This is a genomic window from Fervidicella metallireducens AeB (assembly GCF_000601455.1).
GTDB classification, from domain to species: Bacteria; Bacillota; Clostridia; order Clostridiales; family Caloramatoraceae; genus Fervidicella; species Fervidicella metallireducens.
Genome location: NZ_AZQP01000028.1, coordinates 23,107 through 37,848 on the forward strand (window position 1 = coordinate 23,107; position 14,742 = coordinate 37,848).

The 14,742-nt window shown below is 31.1% G+C and carries 12 protein-coding genes, 1 tRNA gene and 1 other RNA gene; 10 read left to right on the forward strand and 4 right to left on the reverse strand.

From position 1 onward, the window contains the following. Positions 1-160: 160 nt before the first annotated feature. Together ccpN and ppdK are read left to right on the forward strand one after the other, a co-directional pair. Positions 161-796, forward strand: a complete 636-nt coding sequence (gene ccpN, locus Q428_RS09150) for a transcriptional regulator CcpN (protein WP_278244893.1) — start codon at positions 161-163, stop codon at positions 794-796. Positions 797-900: 104 nt separating this feature from the next. Next, positions 901-3,537: a pyruvate, phosphate dikinase gene (ppdK, locus tag Q428_RS09155; protein ID WP_035380261.1), complete on the forward strand. Its 2,637-nt coding sequence runs from the start codon at positions 901-903 to the stop codon at positions 3,535-3,537. A gap of 21 nt (positions 3,538-3,558) precedes the next feature. Here the strand turns inward: ppdK and Q428_RS09160 are convergent, their stop codons facing one another. Next, complete coding sequence (locus Q428_RS09160) at positions 3,559-4,647, reverse strand: CotS family spore coat protein (protein ID WP_084478256.1); 1,089 nt, start codon at positions 4,645-4,647, stop codon at positions 3,559-3,561. 248 nt (positions 4,648-4,895) lie between these two features. On the opposite strand from Q428_RS09160, the gene Q428_RS09165 reads away from it, so the two are divergent. The 8 genes from Q428_RS09165 (at position 4,896) to Q428_RS09195 (ending at position 11,985) form a co-directional block, all read left to right on the forward strand. Beyond that, positions 4,896-5,900, forward strand: a complete 1,005-nt coding sequence (locus Q428_RS09165) for a deoxyguanosinetriphosphate triphosphohydrolase (RefSeq protein WP_035380263.1) — start codon at positions 4,896-4,898, stop codon at positions 5,898-5,900. A 195-nt stretch (positions 5,901-6,095) separates the two neighbouring features. Continuing rightward, a complete protein-coding gene (gene dnaG, locus Q428_RS09170) occupies positions 6,096-7,880 on the forward strand; it encodes a DNA primase (RefSeq protein WP_035380265.1) in 1,785 nt (594 codons plus the stop codon). A gap of 23 nt (positions 7,881-7,903) precedes the next feature. Then, positions 7,904-8,986, forward strand: coding sequence for an RNA polymerase sigma factor RpoD (rpoD, locus tag Q428_RS09175; RefSeq protein ID WP_051515083.1), 1,083 nt, complete (start codon positions 7,904-7,906; stop codon positions 8,984-8,986). Between the two features lie 75 nt (positions 8,987-9,061). Then, on the forward strand, positions 9,062-9,745 hold the full coding sequence (locus tag Q428_RS09180) for a tRNA (adenine(22)-N(1))-methyltransferase (protein WP_035380269.1): 684 nt from the start codon (positions 9,062-9,064) through the stop codon (positions 9,743-9,745). Beyond that, positions 9,736-10,836 (forward strand): Nif3-like dinuclear metal center hexameric protein, encoded by a 1,101-nt coding sequence (locus tag Q428_RS09185; RefSeq protein WP_035380270.1) that lies wholly within the window; start codon positions 9,736-9,738, stop codon positions 10,834-10,836. Before Q428_RS09180 ends, Q428_RS09185 begins: the two co-directional genes overlap by 10 nt. A 159-nt stretch (positions 10,837-10,995) precedes the next feature. Next, positions 10,996-11,407: RNase P RNA component class A (rnpB, locus tag Q428_RS14550), an RNA gene on the forward strand. A 97-nt stretch (positions 11,408-11,504) separates the two neighbouring features. Beyond that, positions 11,505-11,588, forward strand: a tRNA-Leu gene (locus Q428_RS09190). Between the two features lie 70 nt (positions 11,589-11,658). After that, the gene (locus Q428_RS09195; RefSeq protein WP_051515084.1) at positions 11,659-11,985 is read left to right on the forward strand and encodes an ArsR/SmtB family transcription factor; all 327 of its coding nucleotides are present in this window, start codon (positions 11,659-11,661) and stop codon (positions 11,983-11,985) included. Between the two features lie 14 nt (positions 11,986-11,999). Here the strand turns inward: Q428_RS09195 and Q428_RS09200 are convergent, their stop codons facing one another. The 3 genes from Q428_RS09200 to Q428_RS09210 all read right to left on the reverse strand — a co-directional run bounded on the left by Q428_RS09200 (position 12,000) and on the right by Q428_RS09210 (position 14,711). Next, positions 12,000-12,545, reverse strand: coding sequence for a DUF5317 domain-containing protein (locus Q428_RS09200; protein WP_035380273.1), 546 nt, complete (start codon positions 12,543-12,545; stop codon positions 12,000-12,002). A gap of 23 nt (positions 12,546-12,568) precedes the next feature. After that, a complete protein-coding gene (locus Q428_RS09205; protein WP_035380275.1) occupies positions 12,569-13,828 on the reverse strand; it encodes an HD-GYP domain-containing protein in 1,260 nt (419 codons plus the stop codon). Between the two features lie 265 nt (positions 13,829-14,093). Next, positions 14,094-14,711 carry a hypothetical protein gene (locus tag Q428_RS09210; RefSeq protein WP_035380287.1) on the reverse strand — a complete coding sequence of 206 codons (618 nt, stop codon included), beginning with the start codon at positions 14,709-14,711 and terminating at the stop codon, positions 14,094-14,096. Positions 14,712-14,742: the final 31 nt, after the last annotated feature.

Sequence of the window (14,742 nt, forward strand, 5' to 3'; positions counted from 1 at the left end):
AAAACTAAAAAATATAATAATATATCTCATATGTAAAAATTGTGTATATTATTTATTTTTTATTAAAATAATGTTGTAAATAATCCTCTGCATTTATATAATAATATATAATACATCAATTAAATTCAATTTATCAAGTTGTGCAGAGAGGGTGATTGTTATTAAACTCACAAAGCGTCAAGAAGAGATTATAAGATTAGTAAAAGAAAATCAACCAATTACAAGTGAACAACTTGCAGATAAGATAAATGTAACCCGTGCAGCATTAAGGCCAGACTTGGCAATATTAACAATGACTGGTATTTTAGAGGCACGTCCAAAGGTAGGTTATCTGTATTCAAAGAAGGGTGGTAACAGTATTGTATATGACTTAATAAGGGAAATTACTGTTGCTGAAATAAAATCTAAACCAACTGTTGTATCAGAGGACACTACCGTTTATGATGCAATTGTTCAATTATTTCTAAATGATGCAGGAACTATATTCGTAACAAATAATGATTACTTGGTAGGAGCTGTATCAAGAAAGGACTTTTTAAAAATTGCTCTTGGTAATACAGATATTCACAAAGTTCCAGTCGGAATTATAATGACTAGAATGCCTAACATTATTACCATTACTGATGAAGATCCTGCTTTTGAAGCTGCAAAGAAAATAATTGAGCATGAAGTTGACAGCCTTCCAGTAGTAGAAAAAGAAATAACAGAAGAAGGAAAAGAAATGTTTAAAATAACTGGGAAGGTTTCAAAAACCAACATAACGAGGTTATTCGTAAAAATAGGAGCTGGGAAATAATATAAATAATAGGGTACATGGGGGATGTATATGAAAACGGGACACAAAATGTCCCTATGGGTTAGTTTTTAATTAAATGCATAAATAGACAGGGGGTTTATTAAATGAGTAATGACAAACAAAAATTTGTTTACCTTTTTAGTGAAGGTAACGCACAAATGCGAAATCTTTTAGGAGGTAAAGGAGCTAACTTAGCAGAAATGACTAATATAGGCTTACCAATACCTCAGGGCTTTACTGTTACAACGGAGGCCTGCATTAAGTATTATGATGACGGTAGAAGGATAAGCGAAGAAATAATTTCACAGATTTATGAAAATTTAAACAAACTTGAAAAGATAACAGGAAAAGAATTTGGAAATCCAGAAAATCCGCTTCTTGTTTCAGTAAGATCAGGGGCAAGAGCATCAATGCCAGGAATGATGGATACTATACTTAATTTAGGATTAAATGATGAAACAGTAGCAGGAATAGCAAGACTATCAAACAATGAAAGATTCGCTTATGACAGTTATAGAAGATTTATTCAAATGTTTAGTGATGTTGTAATGGAAATTGATAAGAATTTGTTTGAGAAAATACTTGATGAAATTAAAGAGGAAAGAGGAGCAAGATTAGACACAGACTTAAATGCTGAGGATTTAAAAGAAGTTGTTAAGAGATTTAAAGATTTATATAAGGAAGAAAAAGGTGAGGATTTCCCATCAGATCCCAAACATCAGCTGATTGAGGCAATTAAGGCTGTTTTTCGTTCATGGGAAAATCCAAGAGCTATAGTATATAGAAGACTTAATGATATACCAAGCACTTGGGGAACTGCTGTTAATGTGCAACAAATGGTTTTTGGTAACATGGGTGAAACTTCAGGAACAGGAGTTGCCTTTACAAGAAATCCTGCAACTGGAGAAAATAAAATTTTTGGTGAATTTTTAATGAATGCACAAGGAGAAGACGTTGTTGCAGGTATTAGAACTCCTCAGGACATAGAATCACTTCAAAAAGTTATGCCAGAATGTTATGAAGAATTCATGAAAATAGCTAATATTCTGGAAAAACATTATAAAGACATGCAGGATATGGAATTCACTATTGAACAGGGTAAATTGTATTTCTTGCAAACAAGGAATGGAAAAAGAACTGCCCAGGCAGCTTTAAGAATTGCTGTTGAAATGGTTGAAGAAGGATTGATAACAAAAGAAGAGGCAATACTTAAGGTAGATCCAAAACAACTTGATCAGCTTCTACATCCTACTTTTGAAGTAAAAGAGTTAAAAAATGCTAAGGAAATTGCTAAAGGATTACCTGCTTCACCAGGCGCTGCTTGTGGTAAAGTTTATTTTACTGCTGATGAAGCAAAGATACGAAGAGCTCAGGGAGAAAAAGTTGTTTTAGTTAGAATTGAAACTTCTCCTGAAGACATTGAAGGTATGGTTGCAGCAGAGGGAATATTAACAGCAAGAGGGGGAATGACTTCCCATGCAGCAGTTGTTGCAAGAGGTATGGGAAAATGTTGTGTTGCTGGCTGCGGTGATATAAAGATTAATGAAGAAGAAAAGTATTTTACTGTTAATGGTGTCAAAGTAAATGAAGGTGATTACATTTCAATAGATGGAACAACGGGTAAAGTATATGGACATGCAATAAAAACAGTTGAGCCAGAAATTTCAGGATATTTTGGAACATTTATGAGCTGGGCAGATGAAATAAGAGTCCTAAAAGTTAGAACAAATGCCGATACACCAAAGGATGCTGCACAGGCTGTTAAATTTGGTGCAGAAGGTATTGGATTATGTAGAACAGAGCATATGTTCTTTGAAGAAGATAGGATACCTGCTGTGAGAGAAATGATAGTTGCAAAGGATGAAGAAGCAAGGAGAAAGGCTCTAGATAAGTTATTACCAATGCAAAGAAAAGACTTTATAGGAATTTATGAAGCAATGGAAGAAAGACCGGTTACAATAAGACTTTTAGATCCACCACTACATGAATTTTTACCTCACGATAAGGAAGATATTGAAGAACTAGCAAAAAATATGGGATTAACTTATGAAGAATTATTCTCAACAGTTGAATCCTTAAAAGAATTTAATCCTATGTTAGGCCATAGGGGTTGCAGATTAGCTGTTACATATCCTGAGATTGCTGAGATGCAGACTCGAGCAATAATAGAAGCAGCCATAGAAGTTCATAGACGTCATGGATATAATATAAAACCTGAAATAATGATTCCATTAGTTGGTGAATTAAAAGAATTAAAGTTTGTAAAGGAAGTTGTTATTAGAACTGCTGATGAAGTAATTGCATCTTCAGATGTAAAAATCGAATATATGGTTGGAACAATGATTGAAGTTCCAAGAGCTGCATTAACTGCAGATGAGATAGCTAAGGAGGCTGAGTTCTTCTCATTTGGAACTAATGATTTAACTCAAATGACATTTGGTTTTTCAAGGGATGATGCTGGTAAGTTCTTAAAGGATTACTATGATAAGAAAATTTTCGAATTTGATCCATTCCAGAAACTAGACCAAACAGGTGTAGGAAAACTTGTAAAAATGGCTGTAGAACTTGGAAAAACAGTGAGACCAAATATTAAACTAGGTATATGTGGAGAACATGGTGGAGAACCTTCATCAGTTGAATTTTGCCATATTACAGGGTTGAATTATGTTTCTTGTTCACCTTTTAGAGTACCAATAGCAAGGCTGGCAGCAGCTCAGGCACAGGCAAAAAATCCTAGATAGATTATTTAAGGAGTAGCGGAGCTACTCCTTAAATTTTTCTTCAATATATTCTTTAGCTTTTTCACAAAACAAATCGTGGTTTGCTTCTTGGCTGACAATTTTTTTGAGTATTGTGGTGAATGATTCTTTATTACATTGTTTTAAATTTTTATAATAGTCCCGAGAAATTTTCCAAAATTTATGCGGAAACATGAGGGTTGATAGAAGTATTAAATATTCACTTTTACCAAGTGGTCTTACATTTTCATAGGATTCCATAGCAACCTTAAAAATTTCAAAACTCCATTCTGTTTTTTCTCTTTTCAGAATTCTTCGTAAGTAGTAACTTATATCGTGAACTGGCATATCAATTTGAGTTTTGTCAAAATCTATCAGATAAATCTGATTATCAGGTGTAAATATGATATTTTTATTAACATAGTCTAAATGACAAATGGAGTTTAGGCTTACTGAATCACCGATGTTTTTTGTTAAATCTATTTGTGAAAGTAAATAAACACTTTCCTGGGCTTTTAACAGATTATAATCAAAATGATCTAAAAAGATTTTAGAAAATTTATCCTTAACAATAAAAGCTGAATTAGATAGCTCCAATAGTTGCAAAAAATGTTTATTATAACTCTCAAAAAATAAACTATCGTTTTTTCTAATTTTACTACCTTCAATTGGAACAAATCCCTTTGAGTATTTATGTATCTTAGCAAGGTTTAAAGCAGTTAATGCTATATCATTGATGTTGTCATAATCACATTTTCTTCCTTCTATCCAGTCGGTAAGTATAAAGAGATTATTTTGGTAATTAACAAATTTTCTACCGTTTTTTGTAGATAATAAACGTGGACATTTTACGCCTCGAACATTTAACCATTCAATAATTGAATAAATAAACAATAAATCATCTATTTGGTAATATACTTTTTTGAGACATTTGGTACCTTTATTTGTTTCTATCTTAAAAACCGCACGTTGTTTATCAGTATCCTTAAACTTAATATTTTGTATGTCAAGAATCTTATAATTATAATTAGCTAAAACTTCGCTTTGAATTTCATAATTAGAAAAAAATCCTATTTCACCAGCTGTTAAATCTGATTTGATAATGTTGTCCATTTAATCACCTCATATTCTTGCTATTGATATATATTATTTAAAAACTAAGATTATGCTTAATAAATTTCACTTATATTGTATAAAAATATGAATTATAAGAAAAAATGTTAAATACTGAGAATTATAAAGAAAACATTAATTAATTATAAAAAAATTATAGTTATTAATATTAATCAAAAAGAAGGGATATTGACATTTATGTGGTATATAATAATTAAAGGGTTAATTATATTAAGAACGGTGATTTTATGAGCATTAGGGAAAATTATGAAGAGTTAGAAACAAAATATTTATCTAAACTTGCTACCCTTAGTAAAGACACTAAGGGTAGGGTGACTCATGAAGAAAAATGTAATATAAGGACAGATTTTCAGAGGGATAGGGATAGAATCATTCATTCTAAAGCCTTTAGAAGATTAAAACATAAGACTCAAGTTTTTATTGCTCCAGAGGGTGACCATTACAGAACAAGACTGACACATACCCTAGAGGTTTCACAAATTGCAAGAACTATATCAAGAGCAATTGGATTAAATGAAGATTTAACTGAGGCAATAGCACTTGGACACGATTTAGGCCATACACCCTTTGGCCACACAGGAGAAAGTGTATTGGATAAGATAACTAGCAATGGATTTAGACATAATGAACAGAGCCTTAGAGTTGTAGATTATCTGGAATCAGGTACAGGATTAAATCTTACCTATGAGGTTAGAGATGGAATATATTGTCACTCAGGAGAGCTTATTCCAAGTACAAATGAGGGGAAGGTAGTAAAGTTAGCAGACAAAATAGCTTATATTAATCACGATATTGATGATGCAATAAGAGCAGGAATAATATCAATTTCTGACTTACCTAAAGAATGCATTAAGGTATTAGGAGAGAAACATTCCGAAAGAATTAATAATATGATTAAATCTGTTATAGATTATGCGTTACATTATGGAGAGATTAAATTAACGGGAGAAATTGGTGAAGCCACATGGGAATTAAGAAAATATATGTTTAATAATGTATATATTGGTTCAGAAGCAAAGAAAGAGGACGAGAAGGCATCAAATTGCTTGTTGAAACTTTTCAGTTATTATTTAAAAACTCCAGAAATAATGCCAAATGAGTATTTTAATCGAATAGAAAAATGGGGAAAAGAAAGGGTAGTGTGTGATTATATTGCAGGAATGACTGATAGATTTGCATTAACAGAATTTATGAATTACTTTATACCTTCCCCATGGAAAAAAAGTTATTAAAATTTCTTATAGAAAGAAGGAATTTAAAAGTTTATGTCGAATAATAGATATTTGTGTCTTTAATAAATGCTTTTAAAACAGATATTGTCAATTTTATATAAACAATTCAATTAAATAAAATTAAATATGCACTTATGAGAAGGAAATTTGATTAAGATGTAGAAAATATTTATTAAAGAAGTGATAGGTGATAATATGAGACGAATTCCAGATGAAATAATCGAAAAGGTGATACAAAATAGCGATATTGTGGAAATAATTTCGGAATTTGTTTCTTTAAAGCAATCAGGTAGAAATTTTATGGGTATTTGTCCTTTCCATGGGGATAAGGGTCCGTCATTAAGTGTTTCTAGAGAAAAACAACTGTTTCATTGTTTTGGCTGTGGTGCCTCTGGCAATGTTATAGGTTTTTTAATGAAAATAAGAAATATTGATTTTTTGGATGCCTTAAAAATTTTAGCTGAAAGGTCTGGTGTAAAAATTGAATATGATTTAAAAGACCCTAAGGCTTTAAAAGAAGAAACTATTAAGGATAAAATATACCAAATAAATATAGAAGCAGCAAGATTCTTTTTCGCAAATTTAAAAAATAATAAAAAGGCTCTTGCTTATTTAAAGAATAGAGAAATAAATGAAAAAACCATTAAGAAATTTGGCTTAGGCTATAGTGAACCTGATTGGAATGCTCTGCAGAAATATATGAAGAGCAAAGGATATAGTGATGACTTACTTTTCAAAGCAGGACTATTATCTAAGAAAAATGAAAATTATTATGATAAATTTAGAGATAGATTGATGTTCCCGGTTTTCGATATAAAAGGCAGGGTTATTGGTTTTGGTGGGAGAGTTTTTGATGACTCAAAGCCTAAATATTTGAACTCTCCAGAAACACCGGTCTTTACAAAGGGAACAAATTTATATGGATTAAACTTTACTTTAAAGACTGGAATACCAGAATATATCATAATAGTTGAAGGTTATATGGACTGTATATCCCTTCATCAATGGGGAATAAATAATGCTGTTGCTTCTCTAGGAACAGCACTTACAACAGAACAGGCAAAACTATTAAAAAGGTATAGTAAGAAAATCTATATATGTTATGATTCAGATGTGGCAGGTAAGATGGCTACATTAAGAGGACTTGATACTCTAAGCAACGTTGGGTGCGAAGTAAAAGTGGTGAATATTGATAATGGTAAAGACCCAGACGAATATATAAAATTGTTTGGAGTAGCTAGTTTTTTAAAATTGATTGACGAAGCTATGCCAATTTTAGATTATAAAATATCAATGGCGAAAGCTGGTAAAAATTTAAAAGAAGCTAAAGATAAAAGTAAATTTGTGTCTGAAGTAGCAGATATATTAAGTAATGTAAATGATGAAATCACAATCCAGGCTTATGCATCAAAAATATATGACCAAACCGGTATAAACTTAAATGCAATTTTAGGTGAAGTTGTAAAAAATAAAAAATTCAATGCAAATAGAGAGAATAACAAAATGGATATTAGATATAATAATACAAGTGGTAATATTTACAATATTGAGCCTGGTTACAAAAAAGCAGAAAGATGGTTGATAAAGTTTTCTTTGATTAACGATAATTTTTTCGAATATATTAAATCAAATCTGCAACCGAGTGAGTTTGTATCAGAAAGTTATCGAGGAACTTATGAGTATATTATCAACTGTAAAGAGAAGAATGAAGAAATAGATATAAATAGTTATTTAACAAAACTAAATAATCAAGACGATATTAGTGATATTTCACTTATATTACTAGATGAAAAATATGATAATGGAGGCCTGGAAACGATTGATGATTTTATTAAAACAATAAAGAGATATAATCTCGAAAATAAAATAAACGAAATTACATTAACTATTAAAGAATGTGAAAAGAACAATGAAATTGTAAAATCAGCAGCATTATCGCAAGAGTTGGTTACACTTAAAAAAGAGCTTAATAGGCTGTAGCGCTGTGGAGGGAGGTAATACATTTGAAAAATGAAGCTAACAATAGTGCAAAGATGACTGTAGTAAAACAATTGATAGATAAGGGAAAAAAATCAGGTATTTTAACTTATAAAGAAATAATGGATACTTTAGAGGATGTAGATTTGTCCCCTGAGCAAATTGAAAAGATATATGAGATTTTAGAATCTATGGGAATTGAGGTTATGGGCGATAGTGATGATTTTGCTTCAGAACCATTATTAGAAGAAGACCTTGATATATCAATACCTGAAGGAATAAGCATAGATGATCCTGTTAGAATGTATCTAAAGGAAATAGGAAAAGTTCCATTATTATCAGCTGATGAGGAGATTGATTTAGCAAGAAGAATTGAAGAAAATGATCCAGAAGCCAAGAAAAAATTAGCAGAGGCAAACCTTAGACTTGTAGTTAGTATTGCAAAGAGGTATGTTGGTAGAGGGATGCTGTTTCTAGATTTAATTCAAGAAGGAAATTTAGGGTTACTTAAGGCAGTTGAAAAGTTTGATTATAGAAAGGGATATAAATTTTCAACATATGCTACATGGTGGATAAGGCAGGCAATTACAAGGGCAATTGCAGATCAGGCAAGGACAATTAGAATACCAGTTCATATGGTAGAAACTATTAACAAATTAATCAGAGTATCAAGGCAGTTGTTACAGGAACTTGGTAGAGAACCTAGCCCTGAAGAGGTTGCTAAGGAAATGAATATGGAAGTTGATAAGGTTAGAGAAATTATGAAAATTGCTCAGGAACCTGTATCACTGGAAACACCTATAGGAGAAGAAGAGGATAGCCATCTTGGAGATTTTATTCCTGATGAAGATGCTCCTGCTCCTGCTGAAGCGGCAGCATACACAATGTTAAAAGAACAGTTAATGGATGTACTGGATACTTTAACACCTAGGGAAGAAAAGGTTCTTCGTTTAAGATTTGGCTTAGATGATGGAAGGGCAAGAACATTAGAGGAAGTTGGAAAAGAATTTAAAGTTACAAGGGAGCGAATAAGACAGATTGAGGCAAAAGCTTTACGAAAACTCCGTCATCCAAGTAGAAGTAAAAAACTAAAGGATTATTTAGACTAACCTACACCTATATGTGTAGGTTATATTTTTCACTCTATAAAATTTAAAAATTTTAAATAAAAAAGGGAGAGAATTATGAATTTATCTGAACGATTACTTCATATTGCAAATATGATACCGGAAAGTAACTGTATAGCAGATATTGGTACAGATCATGGGTATATACCAATTTATTGTATAAGAAATAATATCTGCAAAAGAGCAATAGCATGTGATATTAAAGAAGGTCCAATAAAGGTTGCAAACAAAAATATTAAAAGTTATGGTTTAAATACAAAAATTGAAACAAGAGTTGGACCGGGTTTAAAACCTCTTAAAGAGGGGGAGGTTGATACAGTAATTATTGCTGGTATGGGGGGAAATCTTATAGTTGACATAATAAATGATAGTATTGATTTAGCACAGCAAATAAATAATATGGTTCTTCAGCCAATGCAACATCCAGAAGTTTTAAGAAAATATCTGGTATGTAACGGATTTAAGATTGTTGATGAGGATATAGTAGAAGATTCGAAAAAATTTTATCATATAATGAGAGCCCATATAGGTGAATCAGATAAATATGAAAAAGAGGTTTATTATTATACAGGAATGAAATTGTTAGAAAAGAGACATCCAGTGTTAAAAAATTATGTTGAATTTAAAATTTCACAGATAGAAAATATAATTTATAATAGTAATAAGGGTGAGACTTCTGAGAGACATAATTATTTAATAAAACTAAGAGATGAATTTAAGGATGTGATAAGATGTCTGTAAAGTGTCATGAACTAATAAAATTTATTGAAGAGAAATACCATCCATATTTTGCAGAAGACTACGATAATGTGGGTTTAATTATTGGCGATAAAAATAAAATTATAAATAGGGTTCTGGTTTGCCTTGAGATAAATGATGATATTGTAAATCAAGCTATAGTGTCAGGTTCTGATTTGATAATTAGCCATCATCCATTGATATTCAGACCTTTAAAAAAAATAGTTGCAAAGGACTATAAGTGTGATTTAATAATTAAATTAATTAAGGAGAACATTAATGTTTATTCTCTACATACTAATTTTGATAATTCACCTGATGGAATGAATGATATGTTAGCCAAATTGCTTAAGTTAAACAATATAAAAGTTTTAACAAAAAATAAAAACGTAAAACTATATAAATTGGCAGTATATGTACCAAGGTCATATGCAGAAAAAGTAAGACATGCTATTTTTTCTGCAGGGGGTGGGCATATAGGAAACTATAGCAACTGTTCCTTTATTACAGAGGGCACAGGAACCTTTAAGCCTCTAAATGGTGCTTCACCTTTCATTGGTACTATTGATAACGAAGAATTTGTAGATGAAGTTAAAATAGAAACTATAGTAAAAGAATGTGACATAGACAAAGTGGTTAAAGCTATGTTGAATTCCCATCCATATGAGGAAGTAGCTTATGATATATATTTACTGAGAAATGCCATTGAAAACGGAACAGGAAGATATGGAGATTTAGAAAAATCAATTACATTTAAAGATTTATGTAAAGTAATAAAGGATAGCTTTAGCATTTCCACTCTTCAAGTTGCAGGTGATTTGATGAAGAAGGTTAATAGAATTGGAATTGTTGGAGGAGCTGGGGCAGAATTTATTAAAAATGCTATTAATAAAGGTTGTGATGTATTTATTTCAGGTGATCTTAAACATCATGAGGTTTACGATGCTGTTAATGAAGGAATAAATATTATTAATTTAAGTCACTATGATTCTGAGAAGCTCTTTGTACCCTATATTTCTGCTTTAATTTCTTCAAACATAGATGTAGATTGTATTAATGTAGAACTAACGACGAATCCCTTCAGCATAGTATAGTTGTGATATTACTGATAATCTGAACAAAAAATAGTTGTATTAAAATATTGCATTTCCAAAATAAAACTGTTTACATGACTTAATGAATATGATAACATTATTTAAGTCAGGACAACGAGAACAATTTAGTTTAAAGTTTAAAGATTAAAGTGAATAAATTGAGTAAGCTGGATGGTCGCTGCCTCGTAAGAGGGAGAGGAAAGTCCGAGCTCCGTAGGCAGGGTGCCGGGTAATACCCGGTGGAGGCGACTCTAAGGAAAGTGCAACAGAGATATACCGCCCATTTTAAGGTTGGATGTTAGAGATTAGAATTTTGATTTAAATTTCTGATATCTAATTTCTAACATCCAACCTCTAAATGTGGTAAGGGTGGAAAGGTGAGGTAAGAGCTCACCAGCACACTGGCGACTGTGTGGCTATGTAAACCCCACCTGGAGCAAGATCGAATAGGGGAGCATTTTAACGTCGGCCCGGCGTGCTCCCGGGTAGTATCGCTTGAGCTATCTGGTAACAGATAGCCTAGATAGATGACCGTCTAAGACAGAACTCGGCTTATAGGCTTACTCAGTTTTTATATTTAGTCACTACATTATTGTGTAGTGTTTTTTATTTTTAAGTTAATTAATTATTGACATTTTTTAAGAAAAGTAATAAAATAATAGTGTCGAGCGGGGATGGCGGAATCGGCAGACGCGCACGTTTGAGGGGCGTGTGGGTATCCCGTGCGGGTTCAAGTCCCGCTCTCCGCACCAGAGCTGTCACTAGGGTGGCAGCTTTTATTATGCTCAGTTTCTAAGTTAAAATTAAGGTAAGGTGAGAATTTTGGATTTAGTAGATATCTTAAAGGCTATGTCTGACGAAAACCGAATAAAAATTATTAAAATGTTAGTATGTTGCGATATGTGTGTTTGTGACATATGTGATAACTTAGAGCTAAGTCAGCCTGCAGTATCACATCATTTAAAAATATTAAGCGACGCAAATTTAGTTAATACAAAAAGACAAGGAAAATGGATTTATTATTCATTAAACAAAGAGAAATTTGACGAGCTGAATCAGGAATTACTGGAATTAATTAAAAAACCAGCAGTGTGTAATTACAGAAAATCAACATGTAATTGTCAGCAGTATACCGTAGATTTTGAATAAAAGGAATGAGGAAATCACTTAAGTGATTTCCTCATTCCTTTTATAATTAGAAGTATCAATCCTAATGCTATTACAATATCGCCTATGCTTATAACTGCTGGTCTTAAGAAAGGTTTTGGAATAATATCTCCTAAAAACCAGAGTTTTGTTTGTGCATTCTGAAGCACATATAACCCTTCAGTTGATACTTTAACAGCACTAACTGAAGGAGCAAGTCCGGCTAAATAAACAGCTTTGGGACTTACTGGCATCGCACCACCGTTTAAAAATATAGGAAGTGCATTTAATATAAATCCGATTCCCATGATTATTATGGTAAAATTACTTCTGTTATAATAAACAAATGTTAAAAGTAATAGATACATTACGAAATTAAAGAAATAAGTGTAAACACCTCTACTTATAATTCCTTTTGTAATTAAAATCATCATTAAAAATTCGATAGCAAAAGAAATTAAAATCAGATAAATCTTATCTAATTTCAGATTACCTAAATTTGCTAGAGAACCTTTTAAAATAATTCCTAATATAATTGATAAAACCAATGCCTCTATAAACATATTTAAACCCCTCAAAAACTAATTTAATTAACTTTTTTTAAAGCTCTTATGTAGGCATCAACCACGGTTGGGTGGAATTGTGTACCTTTATTCTTTACAAGCTCACTTAAAACCTCATCCTCAGATAAGGCTCTTCTATAAGGCCTGTCTGTTGACATTGCATCTATCGAATCTGCCAATTGAACAATAAATACATCTAAATTCAGTTCCTCAGCTTTTTTACCATCAGGATATCCCTTACCGTCATAACGTTCATGATGATGCTTCACTATAAAAGAAATTTCATCAAGATCTTTTATTTCCTTTAAGATCTCATATCCTATTAAAGGATGTTTTTTAATAATTCCATATTCCTCATCATTAAGATTTCCAGGTTTATTAAGTATACTATCATCAATACCTATTTTTCCTACATCATGAAGAAGAGAAGCTATATTCAATTGTTCTATTTTACTTTCGCTGTATTTAAGCTCTTTTGCTATTTTTTCAACTATTTCTGCAACCCTTCTTGAATGTCCTTCAGTATATTTATCCCTTGCTTCCATAGCATTCATCAATGCCTTCACTGTTTCTAAATATTTATTTTTTGATTCGATATATAATTGGAATGTATATCTTGAAAGGGTTATAGGAATAATTAAAACGATTATCCCTAAAATATTATAATTTTGATATAAATAAGCTAATAGCAAACCAAATGGTGCCATAGCAAGTATGTTTAAAACACCCATTCGGAGATTACTTAGCAATATTTTAGAGAATTTATCACCTGTTATAATAGCGATAAGAAGTGATATTATAATAGAATTTACCAGTAAAAACAACATAACAACAATTAAAATGTAAAAGAATTTTATTGAAGTTATTTTTTCAAAACCTAAATAATTTTTAAAATAAAATGATGATAAAAATATTGAAATTGAAAAATTAGAGATATTAAATAATTTTTTATGCAATGGAGTATTAAAAAAATGAATATACTTATTATTGATTTTTACAATCCTTAAAGTTGCACCAATACTTATAATAACCATTGATAAAAAAGGACCAAAAATTAAAATTGAAGCCAATGTAACGGAAAAACCAGTACTGATTGATGTTTGTTTATAAACAAACGTCATGGACTCTAAAAAAGCTGACAAAAGTATAAAAAATATTATTCCAATAATAGTATTACTAGAATAATCAAGGAAGTGTCTGTCATATTTAAATGCAAATATAAAACATACTGCTGATAAAATATACATAGTTGCTAAATATAAAATTAATTTTTTATTCTTCATACTGTTCCTCCTGATAAATAAAAGCCAATTACATTTAAATATATTAACTAAAAACTATATCCAGCTAAATTGTGAACCACCAGCAACAACAAGAGCTAATAAAGCTATTATAACTGGGAAAAACTTTTTCATACTTACATCCCCCTTAACTTTTGGATTCTATAGGGATTCGCTAAAGCCTATAGTGAATCTCTCCGCTTCTATTGGGGTAAAATATATTAGTTAAAAAAATTAAAGATTAAATGTAATTGGCCTTTAAAGCGTGTTAAATATTAACTTTTTGAACTCTTCTATTAATTGCGTCTAATGTCGCTTTAGCTATTGTTTCATTAACATCATTCTTTATTACTGCTGAACCTACCATAGTTTCTTCAACATTATTTAAAATCATATTTACAAGAACTGTTACATAGGTGATATCGGAACTAGTACCAATAACAACATCATGGATATCAAATATAAATGCTTGTCCAAGAATTTTTTCTACAGCTTTAACTGTACAATCAGCCACTATTTTTCTTCGATTTGCTGCGGTGTTGATTCCAACTTGGGTTACATAGAAATCTTCATCTTTATAGTTTAATTTGAGAGTGCACTCAACTGTGTTATCAAGTGATTTTAAAGAAACTCCAGAAAATTTTATTCTGTAAAATGCCTCTTTGAAATCAGTTTGAATTTGAGCTACGCTTATTTTTTTTCTATCAATTCTATAATTGTATGATGCTAAAATAGATGATTCTATGTCCCTTACGATTTGTTTTGCTGATCTATGATTACTTGCTAAAATATGTATTTCAGCTATTGTATCCTGCTCGGTTATTACTTTAGAATTAAGTACGCCATCGATTCTATTTATTATATCTTCAAAAAGCATAAAATCCATAAAAACACCTCTATCCACTCATTATGATTAC